Below are 23,767 nucleotides of genomic sequence, written 5' to 3' on the forward strand. Positions count from 1 at the left end.
CGGACCGGTTAACGGCCGGCGGGCCGCGACCTTGAGTCCACATCGGCCAGACAGGCCCGAGTGGTAGCATATCCCCCTGATTTCAGCGCCTTTTGCCAATGCTCAGTTTTTTCCGCCGCAAGAAGCCCCAGGATGCCCCCGCCACGGAGGCAGCCAAGACCCAGCACTACTCGGCTGAAGAGCTGGCGGCGGCGTTCCCGTCAGCCGCGCCCGCCGAGGACGCGCCCGCCGCATCGGCGGCCGAAGCCGTAGCACCTGCACCTGCACCTGCACCCGAACCGGCACCGGCGCCCGTACAGGCGCCCGTCGCCGAAGCGCCCGCCGTGCCGGCTGCGCCGCCGGTCATCGCGGCCGAAGACGTGCAGGCCGAAGCGCTCGCTGCGGCCGCTGTGCTGGCTCCGCTGGCCCCGGTCGTTCCGGCCGAGGAGCCGGTCGCCCCGGCCGCCGACCTGCCGGTCCTGGTCGACGCCCCGCCCGCCGCCGCCGGCAAGCCCGGCTGGCGCGAACGCCTGCGCAACAGCGTCATTGCGCGCAGCTTCGGCGGCCTGTTCTCGCGCAACCCCAAGCTCGACGATGACCTGCTGGACGAGCTGGAAACCGCATTGATCACCGCCGACGTCGGCGTCGGCGCAACCACCGATCTGGTGGAAGGCCTACGCAAGCGCATGAAGTCGCGCGAGTTCGCCGATGCCAACGCGCTGCTGGCCGCACTGCGCGCCGAACTGATCGCGATCCTGCAGCCCGTGGCCAAGCCGCTGCTGATCGACCGCACTGCCAAGCCGTTCGTGGTGCTCACCGTCGGCGTCAACGGCGTCGGCAAGACCACCACCATCGGCAAGCTGGCAAAGCGCTTCAAGGATGACGGCCACAGCCTGATGCTGGCCGCCGGCGATACCTTCCGTGCCGCTGCCGTAGCCCAGCTGCAGGCCTGGGGCGAGCGCAACGGCGTGGCCGTGGTCGCGCAGGGCCAGAACGCCGATGCCGCCTCGGTGGCATTCGACGCGCTGCAGGCCGGCAAGGCCCGTGGCACCTCGGTGCTGATTGCCGACACCGCCGGCCGCCTCCACACCCAGTCTGGCCTGATGAACGAACTGGGCAAGATCCGTCGCGTGCTCGGCAAGATCGACCCCACCGCGCCACACGAGGTGCTGATGGTGATCGACGGCACCACTGGCCAGAACGCGCTGTCGCAGCTGCGCCAGTTCAACGCCGCAGTGAACGTGACCGGCCTGGTGGTGACCAAGCTGGACGGCACCGCCAAGGGCGGCGTGGTGTTCGCGCTGGCCCGCGAGTTCGGCATTCCGATCCGTTTCGCCGGTATCGGCGAGCGCCCGGAAGACCTGCGCGTGTTCGATCCGGAAGCCTTCGTCGACGCCCTGCTGCCTGAAGCACTGGGCGGCTGATATGCCGCGCAGCCACGCATGGCGTGGCTCTACTGCCCCGCGCGCGACGCCCCGGTCCCGCGCGACACATTGGTAGAGCCACCCCACGGGTGGCTGCCCTTTCCCGGAACCCCGATGCCCCGCCAGCCGCACGCCAGCGCCGATACCGCCCAGCAAGACGGCTTCGTCGCCCGCCTGCTGCACTGGTTCGACAACCATGGCCGCCACGACCTGCCCTGGCAGCACCCGCGCAGCCCCTACCGGGTCTGGCTGTCGGAGATCATGCTGCAGCAGACCCAGGTGGCCACGGTCATCCCGTATTTCCAGCGGTTCCTGCAGCACTTCCCGACCCTGCCCGACCTCGCCGCCGCCAGCAATGATGCGGTGATGGCGCAGTGGGCCGGGCTTGGCTACTACGCCCGCGCGCGCAATCTGCACGCGGCGGCCCAGCGCTGCGTGGAGCTGCATGGCGGCGATCTGCCACGTGATTTCGACGCGCTGCATGCCCTGCCCGGCATCGGCCGCAGCACTGCCGGGGCGATCCTCAGCCAGGCCTGGAACGACCCGTTCGCGATCCTCGACGGCAACGTCAAGCGCGTGCTCAGCCGCTACCACGGCATTGACGGCTTCCCCGGCCTGCCGGCCATCGAGAAGCAGCTGTGGGCTCTCGCCGAGGCGCACGTGACGCACGTACCGGCCGGGCACATGGCCGACTACACCCAGGCGCAGATGGACCTGGGCGCGACGGTGTGCAGCCGCGCCAGGCCGGCCTGCGTGATCTGCCCGTTGCAGGACGACTGCGTGGCACGCCGCGAAGGCCGCACCGCCGATCTGCCCACACCCAAGCCGGGCAAGACCCTGCCCGAACGCGAAGCGGTGGCCCTGCTGCTGCGCGACACCCAGCAGCGCGTGCTGCTGCAGAAGCGTCCGGACACCGGCATCTGGGCGCAGCTGTGGACGCTGCCGCAGGCCGAGGCCGGCAGCGATCTGCAGGACTGGTTCGACGCGCATGTCGACGGATCACTGGAAGACGCCGAAGAACTGCCGGTGCTGCAGCACACCTTCAGCCACTACAAGTTGCACCTGCAGGTATTGTCGCGGCAGGTGCACGGCCTGCGCGTGGAAGAACCCACGCTGCGCTGGGTCGCCGCCGACGAGCTTCCGGCGCTGGGCCTGCCGGCGCCGATCCGCAAGCTGCTCGATGGCGCCAGCATCAAGGCGCCGAAACGAACGTCCAAGAAATCCCGCAACCACGAGTGAACGCCATGTCCCGAACCGTCTTCTGCCAGTACGAACAACGCGATGTCGAGGGCCTGGACTTCGTGCCCTACCCTGGCGAACTGGGCCAGCGCATCTTCAGCAACATCGGCAAGCAGGCCTGGGCCGCATGGCTGGCGCATCAGACCATGCTGATCAACGAGAACCGGCTGTCGCCGCGCACACCCCAGCACCGCGCATTCCTTGAAGGCGAACTGGTCAAGTTCCTGTTCGAGAAGGACGCAGAGAAGCCCGCAGGCTTCACCCCGGAAGCGTGACACCCAGGTAGTGCCGGCCGCTGGCCGGCAACCTGGCATCGGCGGGATGCCGGCCGGCGGCCGGCACTACCACGCTATTTGGCGTTTTCCTCGCGCTCCTGCACCTGCGCCTGGCGCAGCTCCTGTTCGGAGGTGCGCAGTGCCTTCACGTCCAGCTTGCGGATGCTGTTGATGAAGCACGGCATGCGCGGGCCGCCGGTCGGGTCGCGCACCAGCACCTTGTCGAAGCGTGACGAGACCCGGCCCATGCTGCTGGTCAGGCCGATGGCGGTGGCGTAGGACAGGTCCGGGCACGGGCCACTCAATTCCAGCAGATAGGCCTCGCTCGGGCGGGTCCACACTGCCAACGCGCTGTCACCCAGCTCGGTCCAGCCATTGAGGCTGCCGAAGAACTGCATGTCGTTCTGCGGCGCGCCAGCATGGGCGCGGTACAGGTCGAGCTTTTCGGTGCTGCTGAGCCGGCCGGTGGTCGCGCAGGCGGCCAGGGCCAGGCAGAGGCCTGCCAGCAGAAGCGGGGTCTTCATGGCGATCTCCTCGGGGAATTGTCGCCATCATGCGCCCGACCAGGCACTGCCGGCGCGACGCCCAGCGGCCCCATTCAGCCGCCGGTCGGCGGTCGGCGGTCGACCAAGGTCGACCTCTACCAATGCAGACCCAAGGCGCCGGATTCCGGTAGACGCCAACCTTGGTTGGCGCTTGCCCTGCAGCAGCAGCCGACCACGGTTGGCTTCCACCCAAGCGGGCCCAGCGGCTCAGACGTCGGCGTGGGCCAGCGCGTGCAGGCGCCCTTCGCGCAGTTCCAGCACCCGGTCCAGGCGACGTGCCAGGCTGCGGTCGTGGGTCACCAGCACCAGGCTGGTGTGGCGGGCGCGATTGAGTTCCAGCATCAGGTCGAACACGGTGCCGGCGGTGCGGTCATCCAGATTGCCGGTCGGCTCGTCGCCGAGCACACAGGCCGGATGGTTGACCAGCGCGCGCGCCACGGCGGCACGCTGGCGCTCGCCACCGGACAGCTCGCCCGGCTTGTGATCCAGACGATGGCCCAGCCCGACCGACTCCAGCAGAGCGGTGGCGCGCGCAACCGCCTCTTCCACCTCCGGACGACCGCGGACGAACGAAGTCGCGCCGTTGACGATGCTGGCCAGCGCTGACCCCACCACGCCCAGCCCCGCGTACGCCAGACGCTGCGACAGCACCGAATGCGACTTGGACAACAGCAGCGGCATCATCACGTTTTCCAGCGCAGTGAATTCCGGCAGCAGGTGATGGAACTGGTAGACAAACCCCAGCGCCTGGTTGCGCAGCAGCCCGCGCGCGGTATCGGAGAGCGCCGACATGCGCTGGCCGGCCACATAGACTTCGCCTGCACTGGGAACATCCAACCCGCCGAGCAGGTGCAGCAAGGTGCTCTTGCCCGCACCGGACGCACCGATGATCGCCACCGTTTCACCGGCAGCCACCGTCAGGTCGAGGTTGTCGAACACCGGGGTCTGCATGCGCCCTTCGGCATAGGTCTTGCCCAGCGCTTCGGCGCGGATCACTTCCTCGCCACGATCGAAGACCTTATTCATAACGCAGGGCCTCCGCCGGCTGGGTGCGTGCTGCCCGCCAGGCGGGATACAGGGTGGCCAGGAAGCTCATCAGCAGCGCCACCACGGTGATCGCCACCACGTCGCCGGTCTGCATGTCGGTCGGCAGGCCGGTGATGTAGTACACATCTTCCGGCATCAGCTTGACGTTGAACACGGCCTCGATGGCGCCGAGGATGCGTTCCAGGTTGAGGGTCAGGGTGATGCCACCGATCAGGCCGGCCAGCGTGCCGAAGATGCCGATCAGCGAGCCCTGCACCATGAACACCTGCATCACCCCGCCCGGGGTCAGGCCGAGGGTGCGCAGGATGGCGATGTCGGCCTGCTTGTCAGTCACCAGCATCACCTGCGAGGACACCAGGTTGAAGGCGCCCATGGCGATGATCAGCGACAGCAGGATGCCCATCACCACCTTCTCCATGCGCAGCGAGTGGTAGAGGTTGGCGTTCTGCTGGGTCCAGTCACTGACCCGGTAAGCACCGCCGAGGCTCTGCGCCAGGTCCACGCCCACTTCCAGCGAGCGGTCCATGTCGTGCAGTTTCAGGCGCACACCGGTGGCGCCGTCACTGCGCAGCACGCGTTCCAGGTCCTGCATGTTGGCAAAGCCGACGCCACGATCGACCTCGTTGTAGCCGGCCTCGAAGATGCCGCTGACGGTGAAGCGTTTCATTCGTGGCACCGCGCCGGCGGGCGTGCCCTGCACTTCGGCGAAGGTCACCAGCACCTGATCACCGACGTCCACGCCGAGCCAGATCGCCAGTTCCTTGCCCAGCAGCAGGTTGAAGCTGCCCGGCTTGAGGCTGTCATAACTGCCCTTGGTGACCTTCTGGTCGATCACCGAGACCTTCGGCTCCAGCGCCGGATCGATGCCCTGGATGATCGCACCCTGCACGCGCGGGCCACTGATCATCGACTGGATCTCGATGTACGGCGCGGCACCGGCCACGCGCGGGTCCTTGCCGGCAATGTCGACCACGCGCATCCAGTCCGGCATGGGCTCGCCGTCACGGCTGATGGTGGTGTGGGCGGTCATCTGCAGCAGACGGCTGCGGATTTCCTTCTGGAAACCGCTCATCACCGCCAGGGTGGTGATCAGCACCGTGACGCCGAGCGCGATGCCCAGGATCGATGCCATCGAGATGAAGGAAATGAAGCCGTTGCGGCGCTTGGCGCGCAGGTAGCGCAGGCCGATGGCCACGGGTATGGGTTTGAACATGCAGGCACGCCGGTCAATTCAGCTTATGGTGCCATTGACCGGGGCCGACGGGAAACGCTGCGTGCGGCCACGGCCAGTCGCAGTTCACGTCGCTGCCCGGAATCGAGCACATCGGGCCAGAACAACAGGCGACGCCGCCGCCGGTCCTCACGCCACAGCAACAGCAGCCAGGGGCCGCGCACCACCAGGCGGGGGGCATCGATGTCCTGCCCCGCCACCTGCAGCGGATCGGGCAGCGCCGGCAGAAGAACCCGCACACGCGGTCGGCGCAGGCGCCAGGCCAGTTCGGCCAGGCCGAACACCCAGGCCAGCAGCACGGCGGGCATCAGCAGCCGCGGCGGCAGATCCGACGCACGCAGCAGCCAGGGTGCGGCCAGCAACACCGACAGCTGGGCCACAGCCTGCAGCCGTGAGGGGCCCCACTCAAGGCTTGAGGGCGAGGATCTTCTGCATGAGGGGAATGGCGTGCGCATGCGGGCAGGCCTCGTAGCCCATGAACCAGCGCCACAACTTATCGTCCTCGCAGTCGAGCAGGAACAGGAAAACCTCGCGCTCTTCGGTCGGCGCAGTGCTCCATTCGTGGTCGAGGTAGCGCCCGAACAGCTGGTCCAGCTCGCGCATGCCGCGGCGGCAGCGCCAGCGCAGCTTCTTCAGCAGGGTTTCTTCATCCATTGTGTTTCTCCAGATACAGCAAAGCCACGCATGGCGTGGCTCTACTGGGGTCATGCAGCTACCCGGCCCTGTATCAGGCGCGGCGTTCCATCATCAGCTTCTTGATCTCGGCGATCGCCAGCGCCGGGTTCAGGCCCTTCGGGCAGGTCCGGGCGCAGTTCATGATGGTGTGGCAGCGGTACAGCTTGAACGGATCTTCCAGATCATCCAGGCGCGCACCGGTGTCCTCATCGCGCGAGTCGATGATCCAACGGTAGGCCTGCAGCAGGATCGCCGGGCCCAGATAACGCTCGCCGTTCCACCAGTAGCTCGGGCAGCTGGTCGAGCAGCAGGCGCACAGGATGCACTCGTACAGGCCGTCCAGCTTCTTGCGGTCTTCCGGCGACTGCAGGCGCTCACGGTCCGGCGGTGCCGGGGTCTGGGTGCGGATCCACGGCTTGATCGACGCGTACTGCGCGTAGAAGTGGGTCAGGTCCGGAACCAGATCCTTGACCACGTTCATGTGCGGCAGCGGGTAGATCGGCACTTCCTTCTTGCCGCAGTCCGAGATGGCTCGGGTGCAGGCCAGGGTGTTGGTGCCGTCGATGTTCATCGCGCACGAACCACAGATACCTTCGCGGCACGAGCGGCGGAAGGTCAGGGTCGGATCGATCTCGTTCTTGATCTTGATCAGGGCGTCCAGGACCATCGGGCCACAGGCGTCCAGATCGACTTCATAGGTGTCGGTGCGCGGGTTGCTGTCGTCGTCCGGACTCCAGCGGTAGATCTTGAAGGTGCGCACGTTCTTGCCGCCGTTCTTGACGGGGAAGTGCTTGCCCTTCGTGATCTTGGAATTCTTGGGGAGTGAAAACTCGGCCATGGCTGCTCTCGTTGGCTCAGGCGGCCCGCGCCCTTGGGCGCGGATTGCATGGTAGGCGGGGTCGGATCAGTACACGCGCGGCTTCGGCGGCACCACGGACACGTCGTCGGTCAACGTGTACATGTGCACCGGACGGTAGTCGAAGCTGCACTTGCCCTTCTCGTCGACGCTGACCAGGGTGTGCTTCTGCCAGTTGACGTCGTCGCGGTCCGGATAGTCCTCGTGCGCATGCGCGCCGCGGCTTTCCTTGCGCTGTTCGGCCGAGTTGATCGTCGCCACCGCGTTGAGCAGCAGGTTGTTCAGCTCGTAGGTCTCGATCAGGTCCGAGTTCCAGACCAGCGAACGGTCGGAGACCTTCACGTCCTGGAACGAGTCGAAGATCTTGTCCATCTTCTCGCAGCCTTCCTTCAGCGTCTGGCTGGTGCGGAAGACGGCGGCGTCGGCCTGCATGGTGCGCTGCATGCGATCGCGGATGACCGAGGTCGGGGTATCGCCGTCGGCGTGGCGCAGCTTGTCCAGCAGGCCCAGCGCCTTGTCGCAGGCATCGGCCGGCAGCGGCTTGTGCGATGCGCCCGGCTTGATGGTCTCGGCGCAGCGGTTGGCCACCGCACGACCGAACACCACCAGGTCCAGCAGCGAGTTCGAGCCCAGGCGGTTGGCGCCGTGCACGGACACGCAGGCCGCTTCGCCGATCGCGTACAGGCCCGGCACGACCGCATCGGGGTTGTCCCCGACCTTGCGCACCACTTCACCGTGGTAGTTGGTCGGGATGCCGCCCATGTTGTAGTGCACGGTCGGAATGACCGGGATCGGCTGCTTGTGCACGTCGACGCCGGCGAAGATGCGCGCGCTTTCGGCGATGCCCGGCAGCTTGTCGTCGATCACGCCCGGGCCGAGGTGGGTCAGGTCGAGCAGGATGTGGTCCTTGTGCTCGCCGACGCCGCGGCCTTCGCGGATCTCGATGGTCATCGAACGGCTGACCACGTCGCGCGAGGCCAGGTCCTTGTAGTGCGGTGCGTAACGCTCCATGAAGCGCTCGCCGCTGCTGTTGCGCAGGATGCCGCCTTCACCGCGGACACCCTCGGTGATCAGGCAGCCGGCACCATAGATGCCGGTCGGGTGGAACTGCACGAACTCCATGTCCTGCATGGCAATGCCGGCACGCATGGCCAGGCCGCCACCGTCGCCGGTGCAGGTGTGCGCCGAGGTGGCGCTGAAGTAGGCGCGGCCGTAGCCGCCGGTGGCCAGCACCACGCCCTGGGCGCGGAACAGGTGCAGCGTGCCATCGGACATGTCCAGGGCCAGCACGCCGCGGCAGGCGCCTTCGTCGTCGAAGATCAGGTCGAGCGCGAAGTACTCGATCATGAAGCGCGCATCGTGCTTCAGCGACTGCTGGTACAGGGTGTGCAGCATCGCGTGGCCGGTACGGTCGGCCGCCGCGCAGGTACGCTGCGCCGCCGGGCCCTCGCCGTACTTGGTGGTCATGCCACCGAACGGACGCTGGTAGATCTTGCCTTCGGCGGTGCGCGAGAACGGCACGCCGTAGTGTTCGAGCTCGATGATGGCCGGGATGGCCTCACGGCACATGTATTCGATGGCGTCCTGGTCACCCAGCCAGTCCGACCCCTTGATGGTGTCGAAGAAGTGGTAGCGCCAGTCGTCCTCGCCCATGTTGGCGAGTGCGGCCGAGATACCGCCCTGGGCGGCAACGGTGTGCGAACGGGTCGGGAAGACCTTGGTCAGGCACACGGTCTGCAGGCCCTTGGCGGCCAGGCCGAACGTGGCGCGCAGGCCGGCGCCGCCGGCGCCGACCACGACCATGTCGTACTTGTGTTCGGTGATCTTGTAAGCGGACATCTAATCTGGATTCCTGTGTAGGTGCCTGGGCTCAGGCAACGCCGAGGGCGATGCGGCCCACCGCAAACACACTGACGATCATGCCGAGCACGGCGACGAACTTCACCGCGGTCTGCAGCACCAGGGCCAGCAGCGATTCGTGGATGTAGTCTTCCAGCACGACCTGCATGCCGAGCTGTGCGTGCCAGAACATGGCAATCAGCAGGCCGATCAGCGGCACCGCGTTCCACGGCTTGGCCACGGCAGCGGCGGCAGTCGCGTAATCCGAGCCGAGCAGGCCCAGCACGAAGACCAGGAACCAGATGCCCAGCACCACCAGGGCGGCGGCGGTCAGGCGCTGGTGCACGAAGTGCTCGGTGCCGGTCTTGGCCGAACCCAGGCCGCGCACGCTCTTCAACGGGGTACGGAACTTGCTCACGCGGCACCTCCGAACATCACATAGGCCCACACCAGCAGGGTGATCACCAGGCTGCCGGTGACCGACAGCCAGCTGCTGCGGATGAAGGCGGGGATGCTGAAGCCGATGGCGAAGTCCTGCACCACATGGCGGATGCCATTGCACAGGTGATAGGCGAACGACCATGTCCACGCGAACAGGAACACGCGGCCATACCAGGCCCCGGCATGGCCGGTGAAGCAGTTCCAGGACTCGGGCCCCATCATCAGGGCCAGCAGGCCGGCGGCGATGATGAGGGCACCAACAGACAGAAAGACGCCAGTGGCTCGATGCAGGATCGAGGTGGCCATCTGAATCTGCCAGCGATACACCTGAAGGTGCGGGGAAAGTGGGCGTTGTCTGGTCGCCATTCGCTGGGCTCGTTGTCTCGGCTGGGCGGCACACGGCCGCGTTGGCTCAATGCTGATCAGAAATCGATGCAGCGTCCGTTTTTCTCCCAATCGCCATACCGCACCGGATCAAGTCCGCCGCGGCCGCCGAATTCCTCTGCTTTTTCCTGTTCCACGGGCACGGGTGCCGCAGGGACCAGCGGGGCTTCAGATTCGTCGTCGGGAGTGGGGGTTGTTTGGCCTATCATGTTCGGTCTCGCAACGCACAAATTTTAGACCTCGTTCACGTGCCTGACAACCTGCCCCCTGCTTTCGTCGGATATCCGCGCCTGCCCGGCCACCAGTTGCTGAGCCTGCAGGGCGTGGATGCGGCCGTGTTCGCCCACGCCCAGTTCAGCAGCGACGTCACCGCCCTGCCCCTGTGGCACTGGCAGTGGAGCGCCTGGCTGAGCGCCAAGGGCCGCACCCTGGCGGTGTTCCAGCTGCTCCGGCTGGCCGATGACCATGTGATGCTGGTGCTGGCCGACGGCGATGCCGATGCGATTGCGTCGCAACTGCAGCGCTTCGTGTTCCGTCGCAAGGTGAAGGTGCAGGTGCGCAACGATCTGGCCGTGGCCGGCGCCTTCACCGCGCCCGAGGCCGCCAGCGGCGCCGCCATCGCGCACACGACCGGTGACAGCTGGGAGCTGGACCTGGGCAGCGACGCGCTGCCGCGCACCCTGCGCATCGGCGCCGCTGATGCCTTTGCCGCCGGCAGCGAAACCGACGAGGCCGCTTTCGCCCTGGCCTGGCGCCAGGCCGACCTGCGCTACGGATTGCCGCGCCTGGAAGACAGCCAACGCGAAGTGTGGACCCCGCAGCAGCTGGGCCTGGACCGCCTGAACGGCTACAGCGTGAAGAAGGGCTGCTACCCGGGCCAGGAAATCGTCGCCCGTACCCACTTCCTCGGCAAAGCCAAGCGCGCGGTGCAGCTGCTGCAGACCGCGGCACCGGCACAGGCCGGCGAAGGCGTACAGCAGGACGGCGCGGCGCTGGGCACGATCGCCTGCGTGGCCGGCGAGCTGGCACTGGCGGTACTGCCGCTGGAAACCAGCGATTCCGCGCTGCAGGTGGGCGAGGCCGTGGCGCAGCGCGTACCGCTGCTGGATGGGTTGGCGCGCTGAGGTTCACGCCGGGCACGGCCCGGCGCTACCGCCGCCATGGTGGGTGCGGACCGTTGGTCCGCACTGCTTCTGCAGGCATCTCATCCACGCATGGCGTGGATCTACTGAACCCGGGACCCGATCTGGTGGGCGTGGATCTACTGAACCCGGGACCCTGCTTTGGTGGGTGCGGACCTTGGTCCGCACTGCCCCTGCCGGCACCGCATCCACGCATGGCGTGGATCTACTGAACCCGGGACCCGATCTGGTGGGTGCGGACCTTGGTCCGCACTGCCTCTGCCGGCACCGCATCCACGCATGGCGTGGATCTACTGAAGCCGAAGACCCGATCCTGGGTAGTGCCGGCCGCTGGCCGGCAGCATCGATAAGCCCGATTACAGCCGCTCGCCGGTTTCCGGGTTGAAGAAATGCAGCCCCTGCGGGTGGATCGATACACGGATGTCCTCGCCCACTGCCGGCAACGCCTGCGGGGCCACGCGCATGGTCAGCGCATGCTGGCCGCTGCTGAGGTTGACGAAGATCTCGTTGCCGACCGGCTCGATGCCTTCGATGCGTGCGCTGAACGCATGCGCATCGTCGGCGGCCGCCGGCTGCAGATGCTCCGGACGCACGCCCACCGCGATCGGCTTCTGCAGCCAGGCCGGATCGATCGTGGCCTGGCCCAGCGGCGCACGCCACTGCCCATCGACCACGGTCACGCCACCGGCATCGCCCTGCAGCGTGCCGCGCAGCACATTCATCGCCGGGCTGCCGAGGAAGCCGGCTACGAACAGGTTGGCCGGGCGGTCGTACAGCGCCATCGGTGTGTCGATCTGCTGGATGACGCCGTCCTTGAGCACCACGATGCGCTGGCCCAGCGTCATTGCTTCCACCTGATCGTGGGTCACATAGATCATGGTGGTACCCAGCTTGCGGTGCAGCTGCGCGATCTCGGTGCGCACGCTGTGGCGCAGCTTGGCATCAAGATTGGACAGCGGCTCGTCAAGCAGGAACACCGCCGGCTCACGCACCAGCGCACGGCCCAGTGCCACGCGCTGGCGCTGGCCACCGGACATTGCCTTGGGCAGCTTGTCCATCATCTCGGTCAGGCCCAGCGTCTGCGCCGCCTCGGCGATGCGCTTGTCGATGGTGGCCTTGTCGTGGCCACGCAGCTTCAGGCCGAAGGCCAGGTTCTCGGCCACGGTCATATGCGGGTACAGCGCGTAGCTCTGGAACACCATGGCGATGTCGCGGTCCTTCGGCGCCACGTCGTTGACCACGCGGTCGCCGATGCTCAGCGTGCCGCCACTGATCTCCTCCAGGCCGGCCACCATCCGCAGCAGGGTCGACTTGCCACAGCCGGACGGGCCGACCAGCACCATCAGCTCGCCATCGGCGACCTCGAAGGTGGCGTCCTTCACCGCGACCTGGCCGTTGTCATAGACCTTGCGCACACCCTGCAACTGCACTTTTGCCATATCACCTATCCGGTCCGCCCGAAGCCGGGCTGTCTTTTGGGACTGCCTCGGCCCTCCCGATGGCAGTGATGATTGCGCGCCTGCCGCATGGCGGCGAGCACTGCAATCGAATACAGTTGCCCATTCTGCCATGTAAACGTTTTCACGTGGCACTATCCGATGATCGGTGCGCACCGATCTGCGTCGGCGGAAGAACGAAGCTTCCGCCGAGGTAGTGGTTTCGAATGGAACGGTCTTCCGGAGCCCCGGAAATCGCCCCTGACGAGCCTCGGACAGGCAGTTGCGCGGATGTCCCCCGAACCCAGCCATGAAGCGATTGACAACGATGTCACCCGGATCTGAAACTCGAGCGATGCACGACACCCTCTTCCTGTTCGGTGCCACAGGTGATCTGGCCCAGCGCTACCTGTTCCCTTCGCTGCTTCGCCTGCTCGGCGACGGCCTGCTGCCGGAGGACTTCCGCATTCGTGCGCTGGCCTTGTCCGGGCATGACACCGAAGCCTTCCATGACATCCTGCGCCCGCGCCTGCAGCAGGCCATGCCGATGGCCACGCAGGATGACATCGCTGCGCTGCTGCGTCGCATCGACTACCGCTCGGTCGACCTGCGCGACGTCGACTCGGTAGCCGCCGCGGTCGCCGACCTGGTGCACCGCAAGTGCGTCAGCTACCTGGCCATTCCGCCGGGCCTGTACATCTCCACCTGCGAAGGCCTGGCCAAGGGCGGCGCCCTGGCTGCGCCGGCACGACTGATGCTGGAGAAGCCGATCGGCAGCGACAGCGAAAGCGCCGAGGAGATCATCTCCACCATCGGCCAGTGGATCGACGAGGACCGTGTGTTCCGCCTCGACCACTATCTGGGCAAGGCGGCAGTGCAGAACCTGATCGCGCTGCGCTTCGGCAACACGCTGCTGGAAGCGGTGTGGAACCGCAACTACATCGAATCGGTGCACATCCTGGTGGCCGAGAGCGAAGGCGTGGATGGCCGCGACGCCTACTACGCCCGTTCCGGCGCGCTGCGCGACATGGTGCAGAGCCATATCCTGCAGCTGCTGTGCATGGTGGCGATGGAGCCGCCGGCCTCGCTGGAAGCCGACCGCATCCGCGACGAGAAGGTCAAGGTGCTGCGCGCACTGCGCCCGCTCGATGCCAGGCACGCCGCGCGTGACAGCATCCGTGGCCGCTACACCGCCGGCGCCATCAACGGCCAGCCGGCCCAGGCCTACCAGCCGCCGGAAGGCAGCGACGTGGAAACCTTCGCCGGCGTGACCGCGCACATCGACAACTGGCGCTGGAGCGGCGTGCCGTTCCATCTGGTTACCGGCAAGCGCCTGCCCGAACGCACCACCCGCGTGGTGGTCACGCTGAAGCCGGTCACCCATTGGCTGTTCGAGCGTCCGCAGCGCGCGCAGGCCGCGCCGAACCGCCTGGTGTTCCAGCTGCAGCCGCAGGAAAACATCGAACTGGGCCTGATGAGCAGCCTGGCCGGCCCGGAATGGGGCGCGCTGGAACTGCACCCGCTGGAACTGGAACTGTCGGTGCCGACCGGCCTGCACCGTCGCATCGCCTACGAACGCCTGTTCCTGGATGCCTTCAATGGCAACCACACGCTGTTCGTGCGTGACGACGAAGTGCGCGCCGCGTGGGCCTGGATCGACAGCGTGGCCGACGCCTGGAAGGAGGCCAAGCTGCCGCTGGAACCCTACCCCGCCGGCCAGTGGGGCCCGAGCAACGCAACGGAATTCCTGCCGCAGGGCGTGGACGCACCCGACAGCGGAGCCTCGGCATGAGTGCCGGCTCGCAGCCCGTGCTGGTCGCCGACATCGGCGGCACCAACGCCCGCTTCGCCCTGGCCGACACCTCGCTGGACGCGCCACTGCTGAAGGACAGCATCCGCGAGTACGCGGTGGCCGAGTTCCCCTCGCTCGGTGATGCCGCGCGCCACCATCTGGAACAGATCGGCGCCACGGCCGGCCGCGGCGTGTTCGCGGTGGCCGGCCGCGTCGATGGTGACGAAGCGCGCATCACCAATCATCCCTGGGTGATCTCGCGCAGCCGCACCGCGGCGATGCTCGGCTTCGACGAGCTGCACCTGATCAATGATTTCGCCGCGCAGGCGATGGCGATCTCGCTGCTGCAACCCGATGACGTGGTGCAGGTCGGCGGTGCGGCCTGGGTGCCGGGCAAGCCGGGCCAGCCGCGCAACTACGCGGTGATCGGGCCGGGCACCGGGCTCGGCGTGGGTGGCCTGATCCTGCGCCACGGCCGCTGCTATCCGCTGGAAACCGAAGGCGGCCATGTCAGCTTCCCGCCGGGAACGCCGGAAGAGATCCGCATCCTGGAAATCCTCTCCGAGCAGTTCGGCCGCGTCTCAAACGAGCGACTGATCTGCGGCCCTGGCCTGGTCAACATCCATCGCGCCGTGTGCGAGATGGCCGGCATCGATCCGGGCCAGCTGCAACCGGTGGACGTGACCGCGCGCGCCCTGCATGGCGACCCGCAGGCGATGCGCACCGTGGATGTGTTCTGCGCGGTGTTCGGCGCCATTGCCGGCGATCTGGTACTGACCCAGGGCGCCTGGGACGGCGTGTTCCTGACCGGCGGGTTGACCCCGAAGATGCTCGACTCGCTGCAGCACTCTGGCTTCCGCCAGCGCTTCGAACACAAGGGCCGGTTCTCTTCGATCATGGCGCGGGTACCGTCGCTGGCGGTGATGCATCCCCACGCCGGGCTGCTGGGTGCCGCTGCCTACGCCGCCGACGCCGAACGTGACGCACCAGGAGTTGCCGCATGACCCCCGCTTTCCACGACGATCGTATCGACTTCATCCAGCATGGCGATGCCGATGGCTGGATCGAGGCGGTAGCCGCCGAGATGGCGCAGACCCTCAACCACGACATCAATGAAGTGGGCCGCGCCCGCATCCTGCTGTCGGGTGGCACCACGCCGGCGCCGGTCTACCAGGCCCTGGCGGAACTGGACGTGCATTGGGACCGGGTTGAAGTGAGCCTGGCCGACGAGCGCTGGCTGTCGCCGCAGGATCGCGACAGCAACGCCTGGCTGGTGCGCGAGCACCTGCTCAAGCGCGCCGAGGGTGCCCACTTCGATCCGCTGGTGCGGATCGGCAAGCCGCTGCCGGAATGCGTCTACACCGCCAATCTGCAGGCCCAGCACAGCCAGCCGCCGAGCCTGGTGGCGCTGGGCATGGGCAACGATGGCCACACCGCCTCGCTGTTCCCGGGCTCGAAGGATCTCGCCCGCGCTCTGGAAAGCACCCTGCCCTATGCCGCGCTGGATGCCACCGGCTGCCCGGGTGCCAACCAGTGGCCGCTGCGCATCACGCTGACCCCGCACGGCCTGCGTCAGTGCCGCCAGCGCCTGCTGCTGCTGCGCGGCAAGCAGAAGCTGCAGGTGCTGCGCCAGGCGCTGGACAGCAACGATGCCCAGCAGTACCCGATCCTCAATGCGATCAACCTGGACGGCGCGCGCCTGCGCGTCCACTGGGCTGATTGACGTCGGCGGCGGCGCCTTGCCGCCGCTTGCCTCTCGCCACCACGAACGCCGGTAGCCAATGAGCCTCCATCCGCAACTGCACGCCATCACCGAGCGCGTCATCCGCCGCAGCGCCGCCTCGCGCGCCGCCTACCTGGCCGCGATCGACGCCTCCCTGCGTGACGGCCCGTTCCGCAGCCGCCTGAGCTGCGGCAACCTCGCCCACGGCTTCGCTGCCTGCGGCGGCACCGACAAGAGCCGCCTGCGCGGCGGGGTGACGCCGAACCTGGGCATCATCACCGCCTACAACGACATGCTGTCGGCGCACCAGCCGTTCGAGACCTATCCCGAGCAGATCCGCGAGATCGCGCGCGAACTCGGCGCCACCGCACAGGTCGCCGGCGCGGTGCCGGCGATGTGCGACGGTGTCACCCAGGGCCGTGGCGGCATGGAGCTGTCGCTGTTCTCGCGCGATGTGATCGCGCAGGCCACCGCCATCGGCCTCAGCCACGACATGTTCGACACCACCGTCTACCTCGGTGTGTGCGACAAGATCGTGCCGGGCCTGCTGATCGGTGCACTGGCCTTCGGCCACCTGCCGGCGGTGTTCGTGCCGGCCGGCCCGATGACCCCGGGCATCCCCAACAAGCAGAAGGCCGAAGTGCGCGAGCGCTACGCCGCCGGCGAAGCCACCCGCGAAGAGCTGCTGGAAGCCGAGTCGGCCTCGTACCACGGCGCCGGCACCTGCACCTTCTACGGCACCGCCAATTCCAACCAGGTGCTGCTGGAAGCGATGGGCGTGCAGCTGCCGGGGGCGTCGTTCGTCAACCCGGGCACGCCGCTGCGCGATGCGCTGACCCGCGAAGCCACCGAACGTGCGCTGGACATCACCGCACTCGGCGACGACTTCCGCCCGCTGGGCCGGATCATCGATGAGCGCGCGATCATCAATGCGGTCATCGCGCTGATGGCCACCGGGGGCTCGACCAACCACACCATCCACTGGATCGCCGTAGCGCGCGCCGCCGGCATCGTGCTGACCTGGGACGACTTCGACGAGCTGTCGCAGCTGATCCCGCTGCTGGCGCGCGTCTATCCGAACGGCGAGGCCGACGTGAACCGTTTCGCCGCGGCGGGCGGCCCGGCATTCGTGTTCGGCGAGCTGATCAAGGCCGGGCTGATGCACGGCGATCTGGTCAGCGTGGCGCGCGGCGGCATGGCCGACTATGCGCGCGAACCGCAGCTGCGTGACGGCCAGCTGGTCTATCTGCCCGGCCTGGAACACAGTGCCGATGACGAGGTGGTGCGCGGCGTCGACAACCCGTTCGAACACCAGGGCGGCCTGCGCCTGCTGCGCGGCAACCTGGGCAAGTCGCTGATCAAGCTGTCGGCGGTGAAGCCGCAGTACCGCACCATCGAGGCCCCCGCCGTGGTGGTCGATGCGCCGCAGGTGCTGAACAAGCTGCACGCCGGCGGCCTGCTGCCGCAGGATTTCGTGGCGGTGGTGCGTTACCAGGGCCCGCGCGCGAACGGCATGCCGGAACTGCATTCGCTGGCGCCGCTGCTGGGGTTGCTGCAGAACCAGGGCCGACGCGTGGCACTGGTCACCGACGGTCGCCTGTCCGGCGCTTCGGGCAAGATTCCGGCAGCGATCCACGTGACCCCGGAAGCGGCACGTGGCGGCCCGCTGGCCAAGGTGCGCGAGGGCGACATGATCCGCCTTGATGGCGAGGCCGGCACGCTGGAAGTGCTGGTGGATGCGGCCGAATGGGCAGCACGCTCGCTGGCGCCGAACACTGCGCCAGCGGCGCAGGATCTTGGCCGCAATCTGTTCGCGATCAACCGTCGCGTGGTGGGTCCGGCCGACCAGGGTGCGATTTCGATTTCGTGCGGGCCGGCGGCGGCCGATGGTGGGCCGTGGGATTACGACGCGGAATACGAGCTGGGGCACGATGCGGCGGCAGCGGCGGCGCCGCATGAGGCGAAGGACGCCTGAGGATTGAAAGGCGTTGCGGGTTTGTCGCGGCGGTGAGGTTCCTGGGGGCGGCAGAGGGCAGGCCGTCGCCAGGACACGCCGTGAATACATCCCTGTAGGCTCGGTCGCGCCATCCATGGCGCGAACGGTCCTGGCGACGGCCTGCCCTCCTCCGCATCACAGTTTCCGGCGCCGATACGCCGCGAAGTGGTCACTGAAAAACAAATTCAAAAGCAGAAGCAAAGGCAGAAGCAGAGCTATGGGTATCGAACAACATCAGGTGAAGGCGGCGGAGCTGTTGCATGCGGCGGGCATCCTGCCGGTGGTGACGATTCATACGCTGGACCAGGCGCGGGCGGTCAGTGCGGCGCTGCTGGAAGGTGGGCTGCCGGCCATCGAGCTGACGCTGCGCACGCCAGTGGCGATGGAAGCGCTGGCGATGCTCAAGCGTGAGCTGCCGGATGTGGTGGTGGGTGCCGGCACGGTGCTGACCGTGGCGCAGATGCAACAGTCCATCGATGCAGGTGCGGACTTCCTGGTGACCCCGGGTACGCCGCCGGCGCTGGCCGATGCGCTGGCGGCTGCGCCACTGCCGGTCGTGCCGGGCGCTGCCACGCCGACCGAGCTGCTGTCGCTCTACGCGCGCGGCTTCCGCGTGTGCAAGCTGTTCCCGGCCACGGCCGTAGGCGGGCTGGCGATGATCAAGGGCCTGGCCGGCCCGGTCGCCGACCTCAAGCTGTGCCCGACCGGTGGCATCACCGAGAACACCGCCGCCGAATACCTGGAGCAGAAGAACGTGGTCTGCATCGGTGGCTCGTGGATGGTGCCGGGCAACTGGATCGCCAACGGCGAATGGGACAAGGTGCGCGCCAGCGCCGCCGACGCCGCGAAGATCATCCAGCGCGTGCGCGGCCATTGAGTCCGACTCAGGTGTAGAGCCGAGCCCATGCTCGGCTCCGCGCCAGCGGAAAGGAAAGCAGCCGAGCATGGGCTCGGCTCTACAGAGGGCCGAAACCGTTACAACGGCCGCGCCGGGTCCACCAGCCCGTACTGGCTGGCCATGCGTGCCAGCGCGATGTTGTCGTGGATTCCCATCTTCTCGAACAACCGCGCCTTGTGCGTGTTCACGGTCTTCGCGCTCAGGCTCAGGCGCCGTGCGATGTCTTCCTGGCGCAGGCCCTGGGTCAGCAGCAGTGCCACTTCCAGTTCACGCGGCGACAGGCTGTCGAACGGCGAACCATTGCCCTCCACCGTCGACAGCGCCAGGTTCTGCGCGATGCTGGTGCCCAGGTAGCGGCGACCAGCCGCCACATCGCGCACCGCGCGCAACAGCTCCTGCGCATCGCAGCCCTTGCCGATGTAGCCGGCCGCGCCGGCTTCGAGCAGGCGCTTTGGCAGCGGGCCGTCTTCCAGCACCGACACGATCACCACGCGGGTATTGCGGTGGCTGCGGACGATGCGCTCGGTCACTTCCATGCCGCTGACACCCGGCAGGTGCAGGTCGCACAGCACCACATCCGGCAACAACTGGCGGACATCGCGCAGCGCGTCTTCGCCGGTCTCGGCTTCGCCCACCACCTCGATGTCGGCTTCCCCCGACAGAATCATCTTCATCCCGGTGCGGACCAGTGCGTGGTCATCCACCAGGTAGACTCGAATCGTCATTCACGTACCTCTTCGAATGCGGCCATTGCAGGTCAAGCTAGGCAGGGTGCCGATACCCCGCAAGCGCGCTCGGAATGCGGCGCGGGCATTCTGCCTTGCGCATCACATAACCACGCGTTGAGCTTGCCCCCTGTCTTGCAGAACCTGCTGTTTCGAAACAACTGATCTATCACGTAGACGCCCACCGGGGGCCATCCACGTCATTCCCCCTGTGATGATGCTTCGCTGGCCTTCGCTGGCGGCGAGCCGTGACGTCGCCATGGGTGCCGGCGACTGAACATGACCAGATAGCACCCTACCACCCAAACCAGCGCGGCACACCATCCGGCCAGGATATCGGAGGGGTAATGCACCCCCAGGTAGACCCGGGACAGGCTGACCAGCAGGCTGAACGACGGGGCCAACAGCAGCACCGGCCAGCGCCAGCGGGTGTTCCAGGCCAGCAGGACCAGGGTCACCGCCAGGGTCATCGAGCCCATCGCGTGGCCGCTGGGGAAGCTGAACGTCGATTCCGGCGCGATCGACTCCCACAGGCTGGGCCGCTCGCGCTGGAAGAAGTGCTTGCTGCCCATGTTCAGCAACGCCGAGCCGACGAAGCTGACCGCCACGAAGGTGGCTTCACGCCAACGCCGGTAGCCCAGCAGCGCGCCAATGATCAGCACGTCGGCCGGGATCAGGAACCACTCGTAGCCCAGTTTCGAGATGAGCACGAAGAAGCGGTCCAGCAGCGGCGAATGCAGGCCGTGCATCTGCCACAGCAGGGGTGCATCGAAATGGAACGATTCAAATTCGTGCACTTCATCGGCCAGCGCGACGAAGCCCGCCAGCGGCAGCAGCACGCCACCGAACAGCAGGACCAGGCGCCAGGCATTGCGCGCCATCCAGTGGCGGAAACCGGAGGCGGACTCCGGCGCAGCGAGAATCGCGGGCTTATCCGGCGCTTCGGACATAGGTACGTTCGACGTAGTCGTCGATCAGGGCGACGAAGTCCTGGGCGATGTTCTCGCCACGCAGGGTCACCTTCTTTTCGCCATCGACGAACACCGGCGCCGACGGCGCCTCACCGGTACCCGGCAGCGAAATGCCGATGTTGGCATGGCGCGATTCACCGGGCCCGTTGACCACGCAGCCCATCACCGCCAGCGTCATGTTTTCCGCGCCGGGATGCTGGATCTTCCACAACGGCATCTTTTCACGGACGTGGTTCTGCACCACCTTGGCCAGTTCCTGGAAGAACTCGGAGGTGGTGCGCCCACAGCCCGGGCAGGCGGTGACCAGCGGGGTGAAAGCGCGCTGGCCGGTGGTCTGCAGCAGTTCCTGGGCGACGATCACTTCCTGCGTGCGCGACTGGCCCGGTTCCGGGGTCAGCGAGATGCGGATGGTGTCGCCGATGCCTTCCTGCAGCAGCACGCTCAGCGCCGCCGCCGAGGCGACGATGCCCTTGCTGCCGATGCCGGCTTCGGTCAGGCCCAGATGCAACGCGAAATCCGAGCGCTGGGCCAGGTCGCGGTACACCGCGATCAGTTCCTGCACGCCACTGACCTTGGCCGACAGCACGATGCGATCGCGCGGCAGGCCCAGTTCCACTGCCTGCTCAGCCGAATCCAGCGCCGAGCGGATCAGCGCCTCGCGCAGCACACGGCCAGCGTCCCAGGGCTGTTCGCGGTGGTTGTTCTCGTCCATCAGCTTCGCGGCCAGGGCCTGGTCCAGCGAGCCCCAGTTGGCACCGATGCGCACCGGCTTGTTGAAGCGGATGGCGAACTCGATCAGCTGTGCGAACTGCAGGTCCTTCTTCTTGCCGAAGCCGACGTTGCCCGGGTTGATGCGGTACTTGGCCAGCGCTTCGGCACAGGCCGGTTCGGCGCTCAGCAGCTGATGGCCGTTGTAGTGGAAGTCGCCGATCAACGGCACCTCGATGCCCATCATCGCCAGCTTGTCGACGATGCGCGGAATCGCCGCGGCAGCCTCAACGGTGTTGACGGTCAGGCGCACCATTTCCGAACCGGCGCGCCACAACTCGGCCACCTGCTTCACGCTGGAGGCCACATCGGAGGTATCGGTGTTGGTCATCGACTGCACCACCACCGGCTTGCCTCCACCGACGGTGACCCCGCCGATCTGGACGGCATGGGTCTGGCGACGGGGCCAGGCAGTGGCATCGGAGGGGGGCGTCGGGCGGGTAACGGCGTCGTGCATGGGCGCATTCTACCGCCCGGCCCCACCTTCCGGGTGAGTCGCATTCAGCCGATGGTGCGTCTGCGGCCGATTGTCGCAGGCGCCATTGCCCGGGAACGCATACGATGAGCACGAATGACCGGTCCCGACGCCCCGTTCCTGCGAACCCTGTGCAGCCTGCGCTGGCTTGCCGTGGGCGGCCAGGCGGCCACCATCCTGGTGGCCACCTGGGTACTGGGCCTGCCGCTGCCGCAACTGCCGTTGTGGGCCGGCGTGGCGGTGCTGGCGCTGTTCAACATCTACACCCAGCTGCGCCCGGAAGCCGCCGATACCGCACCCCTGACCGCGTTCGGGCACATCCTGGTGGATGTGATCATCCTGACCTGGATGGTCGGCTGGAGCGGCGGCATGGCCAACCCGTTCAGCTCGCTGTTCCTGATCCTGATCGCACTGGCTGCGTTCGCCCTGCCCCTGCGCTGGGCGCTGGCGGTGGCGCTGGCCTGCCTGCTCGGTTACGCCAGCAGTGGCATCTTCGGCCAACCCCTGCCGGACGGCTATTTCCGCGCCCAGGATCTCAACCGCTGGGGCGTGGTCGCCAACTTCCTGATCTCCGCGGCCGTGGTGCTGGCCTTCTCCACCCGCCTGGCGCTGGCCCTGCGCCAGCGCGAACTGGAGCTGTCGGCGCTGCGCGAACGCTTCGCCCGCAACGAGGGCATCGTCGCCCTGGCCACCCATGCCGCCTCGGTGGCGCACGAACTGAACACGCCGCTGGCGACCATGACCCTGCTGGCCGACGACGTGGCCGAGCGCAGCGAAGAACCGGAAGTGCGCGAGGACATGGAAACCCTGCGCGAGTTGCTGGTGCAATGCCGTGAACGCGTGCTGGCGCTGGCCGCACCGGCCTCGGCCGACGCCCCCGGCCGCCGCCACTCCAATGCCCAGCAGGTGCTGGAGCAATGGCGCCTGGTACGGCCGACCATCGACCTTCACCGCAACGACGACGCCCCGCTGCGGCTGCCACTGGACCCCGGCGTGGGCCACCTGCTGATGGTCCTGCTCAACAATGCCGCCGATGCCGGAGAGCAGGCCGGCCGGCCGCGCGTTGACCTGGACCTGCGCATTGAAGGCGACGACCTGATCGGCGAAGTCCGCGACTACGGCCACGGCTTCGATGCGCGCGCCGCCGTGCTGCCCGGCACCCTGTTCGGCAGCAGCAAGAGCGAGGGCATGGGCGTCGGCCTGGCCCTGTCCCATGCCACCATTGAACGCCTCGACGGCGAGATGTGGATGCGCCCGGCCCAGGGGGCCGGCAGCCGCGTCGGCTTCCGCCTGCCGCTGGCCCCACGCGAGGACACCCCATGAGCCTTCACCACTCCACCCTGGGCCTGCTGGTCGACGACGACGAGCTGTACCTGAGGACCCTGCAGCGCAGCCTGGCCCGCAAAGGGCTGGAAACCCAGACGGCGCAGGATGCCGCCAGCGCGCTGGCACTGGCGCGCCAACAGCCACCGGCATTCGCGCTGATCGACCTGAAGCTGGGCAGCGACTCGGGCCTGGCACTGATCCAGCCGTTGCGCGCCCTGCGTGCCGACATGCGGATCCTGCTGGTGACCGGCTATGCCAGCATCGCCACGGCGGTGGAAGCGATCAAGCTCGGTGCCGACGATTATCTGCCCAAGCCGGCCACGGTACCGATGATCCTGCGCGCCCTGGGCGAAGAGGATGACGGCCCAGCCGACGATGGCGAAATGGAAGTGCCCGACGCGATGACGCCGATCAGCCGGCTGCAGTGGGAACACATCCAGCAGGCGATGCACGAGACCGGCGGCAACGTGTCGGCGGCGGCGCGGCTGCTGGGCATGCACCGGCGCTCGCTGCAGCGCAAGCTGGCCAAGCGGCCGAGCCCGGAACGCGACCCGAGCCGGTAGTGCCGGCCACTGGCCGG

Annotated in this window: 25 protein-coding genes; 11 read left to right on the top strand and 14 right to left on the bottom strand. The window is 67.5% G+C overall.

The window, feature by feature from the left end:
• Positions 1 to 98 precede the first annotated feature (98 nt).
• The 3 genes from ftsY (at position 99) to C9412_RS17350 (ending at position 2,917) form a co-directional block, all read left to right on the top strand.
• Positions 99 to 1,403 carry a signal recognition particle-docking protein FtsY gene (gene ftsY / locus C9412_RS17340; RefSeq protein WP_107232769.1) on the top strand — a complete coding sequence of 435 codons (1,305 nt, stop codon included), beginning with the start codon at positions 99 to 101 and terminating at the stop codon, positions 1,401 to 1,403.
• A 114-nt stretch (positions 1,404 to 1,517) separates the two neighbouring features.
• Positions 1,518 to 2,642: an A/G-specific adenine glycosylase gene (gene mutY / locus C9412_RS17345; protein WP_107232770.1), complete on the top strand. Its 1,125-nt coding sequence runs from the start codon at positions 1,518 to 1,520 to the stop codon at positions 2,640 to 2,642.
• Positions 2,643 to 2,647: 5 nt separating this feature from the next.
• The gene (locus tag C9412_RS17350; protein ID WP_107232771.1) at positions 2,648 to 2,917 is read left to right on the top strand and encodes an oxidative damage protection protein; all 270 of its coding nucleotides are present in this window, start codon (positions 2,648 to 2,650) and stop codon (positions 2,915 to 2,917) included.
• 74 nt (positions 2,918 to 2,991) lie between these two features.
• On the opposite strand, the gene C9412_RS17355 is transcribed toward C9412_RS17350, so the two are convergent.
• The 10 genes from C9412_RS17355 to C9412_RS17400 all read right to left on the bottom strand — a co-directional run bounded on the left by C9412_RS17355 (position 2,992) and on the right by C9412_RS17400 (position 10,144).
• The gene (locus tag C9412_RS17355; RefSeq protein ID WP_107232772.1) at positions 2,992 to 3,441 is read right to left on the bottom strand and encodes a DUF6491 family protein; all 450 of its coding nucleotides are present in this window, start codon (positions 3,439 to 3,441) and stop codon (positions 2,992 to 2,994) included.
• 228 nt (positions 3,442 to 3,669) lie between these two features.
• A complete protein-coding gene (locus C9412_RS17360) occupies positions 3,670 to 4,488 on the bottom strand; it encodes an ATP-binding cassette domain-containing protein (protein ID WP_107232773.1) in 819 nt (272 codons plus the stop codon).
• Positions 4,481 to 5,722: a lipoprotein-releasing ABC transporter permease subunit gene (locus C9412_RS17365; protein ID WP_107232774.1), complete on the bottom strand. Its 1,242-nt coding sequence runs from the start codon at positions 5,720 to 5,722 to the stop codon at positions 4,481 to 4,483. The genes C9412_RS17360 and C9412_RS17365 overlap by 8 nt, the downstream gene beginning before the upstream one ends.
• A 23-nt stretch (positions 5,723 to 5,745) precedes the next feature.
• Complete coding sequence (locus tag C9412_RS17370) at positions 5,746 to 6,195, bottom strand: hypothetical protein (protein ID WP_107232775.1); 450 nt, start codon at positions 6,193 to 6,195, stop codon at positions 5,746 to 5,748.
• Complete coding sequence (locus tag C9412_RS17375) at positions 6,146 to 6,394, bottom strand: succinate dehydrogenase assembly factor 2 (RefSeq protein WP_065722897.1); 249 nt, start codon at positions 6,392 to 6,394, stop codon at positions 6,146 to 6,148. Before C9412_RS17375 ends, C9412_RS17370 begins: the two co-directional genes overlap by 50 nt.
• A 73-nt stretch (positions 6,395 to 6,467) precedes the next feature.
• The gene (locus C9412_RS17380; RefSeq protein WP_005409079.1) at positions 6,468 to 7,253 is read right to left on the bottom strand and encodes a succinate dehydrogenase iron-sulfur subunit; all 786 of its coding nucleotides are present in this window, start codon (positions 7,251 to 7,253) and stop codon (positions 6,468 to 6,470) included.
• A gap of 66 nt (positions 7,254 to 7,319) precedes the next feature.
• Positions 7,320 to 9,110 (bottom strand): succinate dehydrogenase flavoprotein subunit, encoded by a 1,791-nt coding sequence (gene sdhA, locus C9412_RS17385; RefSeq protein ID WP_107232776.1) that lies wholly within the window; start codon positions 9,108 to 9,110, stop codon positions 7,320 to 7,322.
• Positions 9,111 to 9,141: 31 nt separating this feature from the next.
• Positions 9,142 to 9,528 (bottom strand): succinate dehydrogenase, hydrophobic membrane anchor protein, encoded by a 387-nt coding sequence (sdhD, locus tag C9412_RS17390; protein WP_049434183.1) that lies wholly within the window; start codon positions 9,526 to 9,528, stop codon positions 9,142 to 9,144.
• Positions 9,525 to 9,917 carry a succinate dehydrogenase, cytochrome b556 subunit gene (sdhC, locus tag C9412_RS17395; protein ID WP_005409076.1) on the bottom strand — a complete coding sequence of 131 codons (393 nt, stop codon included), beginning with the start codon at positions 9,915 to 9,917 and terminating at the stop codon, positions 9,525 to 9,527. The genes sdhD and sdhC overlap by 4 nt, the downstream gene beginning before the upstream one ends.
• A 56-nt stretch (positions 9,918 to 9,973) precedes the next feature.
• Positions 9,974 to 10,144, bottom strand: coding sequence for a DUF1674 domain-containing protein (locus tag C9412_RS17400; protein WP_005409075.1), 171 nt, complete (start codon positions 10,142 to 10,144; stop codon positions 9,974 to 9,976).
• 39 nt (positions 10,145 to 10,183) lie between these two features.
• Between C9412_RS17400 and C9412_RS17405 the strand changes: the two genes are divergently transcribed.
• Positions 10,184 to 11,059, top strand: a complete 876-nt coding sequence (locus C9412_RS17405) for a folate-binding protein YgfZ (RefSeq protein ID WP_107232777.1) — start codon at positions 10,184 to 10,186, stop codon at positions 11,057 to 11,059.
• A gap of 374 nt (positions 11,060 to 11,433) precedes the next feature.
• On the opposite strand, the gene ugpC is transcribed toward C9412_RS17405, so the two are convergent.
• Complete coding sequence (ugpC, locus tag C9412_RS17410) at positions 11,434 to 12,516, bottom strand: sn-glycerol-3-phosphate ABC transporter ATP-binding protein UgpC (protein WP_107232778.1); 1,083 nt, start codon at positions 12,514 to 12,516, stop codon at positions 11,434 to 11,436.
• 352 nt (positions 12,517 to 12,868) lie between these two features.
• Here ugpC and zwf point away from each other — a divergent pair, with 352 nt between their 5' ends.
• The 5 genes from zwf (at position 12,869) to eda (ending at position 18,901) form a co-directional block, all read left to right on the top strand.
• Entirely contained in the window at positions 12,869 to 14,305 is a 1,437-nt protein-coding gene (gene zwf / locus C9412_RS17415) for a glucose-6-phosphate dehydrogenase (protein ID WP_107232779.1), read from the top strand.
• The gene (gene glk / locus C9412_RS17420) at positions 14,302 to 15,309 is read left to right on the top strand and encodes a glucokinase (protein WP_107232780.1); all 1,008 of its coding nucleotides are present in this window, start codon (positions 14,302 to 14,304) and stop codon (positions 15,307 to 15,309) included. Before zwf ends, glk begins: the two co-directional genes overlap by 4 nt.
• Complete coding sequence (gene pgl, locus C9412_RS17425; RefSeq protein WP_107232781.1) at positions 15,306 to 16,028, top strand: 6-phosphogluconolactonase; 723 nt, start codon at positions 15,306 to 15,308, stop codon at positions 16,026 to 16,028. Before glk ends, pgl begins: the two co-directional genes overlap by 4 nt.
• A 58-nt stretch (positions 16,029 to 16,086) precedes the next feature.
• The gene (gene edd / locus C9412_RS17430; RefSeq protein ID WP_107232782.1) at positions 16,087 to 18,003 is read left to right on the top strand and encodes a phosphogluconate dehydratase; all 1,917 of its coding nucleotides are present in this window, start codon (positions 16,087 to 16,089) and stop codon (positions 18,001 to 18,003) included.
• Between the two features lie 238 nt (positions 18,004 to 18,241).
• Positions 18,242 to 18,901: a bifunctional 4-hydroxy-2-oxoglutarate aldolase/2-dehydro-3-deoxy-phosphogluconate aldolase gene (gene eda / locus C9412_RS17435; RefSeq protein WP_107232783.1), complete on the top strand. Its 660-nt coding sequence runs from the start codon at positions 18,242 to 18,244 to the stop codon at positions 18,899 to 18,901.
• 98 nt (positions 18,902 to 18,999) lie between these two features.
• On the opposite strand, the gene C9412_RS17440 is transcribed toward eda, so the two are convergent.
• From C9412_RS17440 to ispG, 3 genes are all read right to left on the bottom strand, one after another.
• Positions 19,000 to 19,647, bottom strand: coding sequence for a response regulator (locus tag C9412_RS17440; protein ID WP_057496875.1), 648 nt, complete (start codon positions 19,645 to 19,647; stop codon positions 19,000 to 19,002).
• A gap of 200 nt (positions 19,648 to 19,847) precedes the next feature.
• Positions 19,848 to 20,597: a phosphatase PAP2 family protein gene (locus tag C9412_RS17445; RefSeq protein ID WP_107232784.1), complete on the bottom strand. Its 750-nt coding sequence runs from the start codon at positions 20,595 to 20,597 to the stop codon at positions 19,848 to 19,850.
• Positions 20,578 to 21,843, bottom strand: coding sequence for a flavodoxin-dependent (E)-4-hydroxy-3-methylbut-2-enyl-diphosphate synthase (gene ispG, locus C9412_RS17450; RefSeq protein ID WP_107232785.1), 1,266 nt, complete (start codon positions 21,841 to 21,843; stop codon positions 20,578 to 20,580). Before ispG ends, C9412_RS17445 begins: the two co-directional genes overlap by 20 nt.
• Before the next feature lie 114 nt (positions 21,844 to 21,957).
• On the opposite strand from ispG, the gene C9412_RS17455 reads away from it, so the two are divergent.
• Both C9412_RS17455 and C9412_RS17460 read left to right on the top strand, forming a co-directional pair.
• Entirely contained in the window at positions 21,958 to 23,184 is a 1,227-nt protein-coding gene (locus C9412_RS17455; RefSeq protein WP_107232786.1) for an ATP-binding protein, read from the top strand.
• Positions 23,181 to 23,750, top strand: coding sequence for a response regulator transcription factor (locus tag C9412_RS17460; RefSeq protein WP_057496879.1), 570 nt, complete (start codon positions 23,181 to 23,183; stop codon positions 23,748 to 23,750). The genes C9412_RS17455 and C9412_RS17460 overlap by 4 nt, the downstream gene beginning before the upstream one ends.
• Positions 23,751 to 23,767: the final 17 nt, after the last annotated feature.

It is taken from the genome of Stenotrophomonas sp. Nf1, assembly GCF_003028475.1.
Lineage (GTDB): Bacteria > Pseudomonadota > Gammaproteobacteria > Xanthomonadales > Xanthomonadaceae > Stenotrophomonas.

Excerpts from the sequence above, each read along its gene's own strand:
- C9412_RS17350 (WP_107232771.1), top strand. The coding sequence starts at position 2,648 with ATGTCCCGAACCGTCTTCTGCCAGTACGAACAACGCGATGTCGAGGGC.
- C9412_RS17365 (WP_107232774.1), bottom strand. The coding sequence starts at position 5,722 with ATGTTCAAACCCATACCCGTGGCCATCGGCCTGCGCTACCTGCGCGCC.
- mutY (WP_107232770.1), top strand. The coding sequence starts at position 1,518 with ATGCCCCGCCAGCCGCACGCCAGCGCCGATACCGCCCAGCAAGACGGC.
- C9412_RS17375 (WP_065722897.1), bottom strand. The coding sequence starts at position 6,394 with ATGGATGAAGAAACCCTGCTGAAGAAGCTGCGCTGGCGCTGCCGCCGC.
- glk (WP_107232780.1), top strand. The coding sequence starts at position 14,302 with ATGAGTGCCGGCTCGCAGCCCGTGCTGGTCGCCGACATCGGCGGCACC.
- pgl (WP_107232781.1), top strand. The coding sequence starts at position 15,306 with ATGACCCCCGCTTTCCACGACGATCGTATCGACTTCATCCAGCATGGC.
- eda (WP_107232783.1), top strand. The coding sequence starts at position 18,242 with ATGGGTATCGAACAACATCAGGTGAAGGCGGCGGAGCTGTTGCATGCG.
- C9412_RS17360 (WP_107232773.1), bottom strand. The coding sequence starts at position 4,488 with ATGAATAAGGTCTTCGATCGTGGCGAGGAAGTGATCCGCGCCGAAGCG.
- edd (WP_107232782.1), top strand. The coding sequence starts at position 16,087 with ATGAGCCTCCATCCGCAACTGCACGCCATCACCGAGCGCGTCATCCGC.
- C9412_RS17370 (WP_107232775.1), bottom strand. The coding sequence starts at position 6,195 with ATGCGCACGCCATTCCCCTCATGCAGAAGATCCTCGCCCTCAAGCCTT.
- C9412_RS17455 (WP_107232786.1), top strand. The coding sequence starts at position 21,958 with ATGACCGGTCCCGACGCCCCGTTCCTGCGAACCCTGTGCAGCCTGCGC.
- C9412_RS17445 (WP_107232784.1), bottom strand. The coding sequence starts at position 20,597 with ATGTCCGAAGCGCCGGATAAGCCCGCGATTCTCGCTGCGCCGGAGTCC.
- sdhC (WP_005409076.1), bottom strand. The coding sequence starts at position 9,917 with ATGGCGACCAGACAACGCCCACTTTCCCCGCACCTTCAGGTGTATCGC.
- sdhA (WP_107232776.1), bottom strand. The coding sequence starts at position 9,110 with ATGTCCGCTTACAAGATCACCGAACACAAGTACGACATGGTCGTGGTC.
- ispG (WP_107232785.1), bottom strand. The coding sequence starts at position 21,843 with ATGCACGACGCCGTTACCCGCCCGACGCCCCCCTCCGATGCCACTGCC.
- C9412_RS17380 (WP_005409079.1), bottom strand. The coding sequence starts at position 7,253 with ATGGCCGAGTTTTCACTCCCCAAGAATTCCAAGATCACGAAGGGCAAG.
- ftsY (WP_107232769.1), top strand. The coding sequence starts at position 99 with ATGCTCAGTTTTTTCCGCCGCAAGAAGCCCCAGGATGCCCCCGCCACG.
- C9412_RS17460 (WP_057496879.1), top strand. The coding sequence starts at position 23,181 with ATGAGCCTTCACCACTCCACCCTGGGCCTGCTGGTCGACGACGACGAG.
- C9412_RS17400 (WP_005409075.1), bottom strand. The coding sequence starts at position 10,144 with ATGATAGGCCAAACAACCCCCACTCCCGACGACGAATCTGAAGCCCCG.
- C9412_RS17355 (WP_107232772.1), bottom strand. The coding sequence starts at position 3,441 with ATGAAGACCCCGCTTCTGCTGGCAGGCCTCTGCCTGGCCCTGGCCGCC.
- C9412_RS17440 (WP_057496875.1), bottom strand. The coding sequence starts at position 19,647 with ATGACGATTCGAGTCTACCTGGTGGATGACCACGCACTGGTCCGCACC.
- zwf (WP_107232779.1), top strand. The coding sequence starts at position 12,869 with ATGCACGACACCCTCTTCCTGTTCGGTGCCACAGGTGATCTGGCCCAG.
- ugpC (WP_107232778.1), bottom strand. The coding sequence starts at position 12,516 with ATGGCAAAAGTGCAGTTGCAGGGTGTGCGCAAGGTCTATGACAACGGC.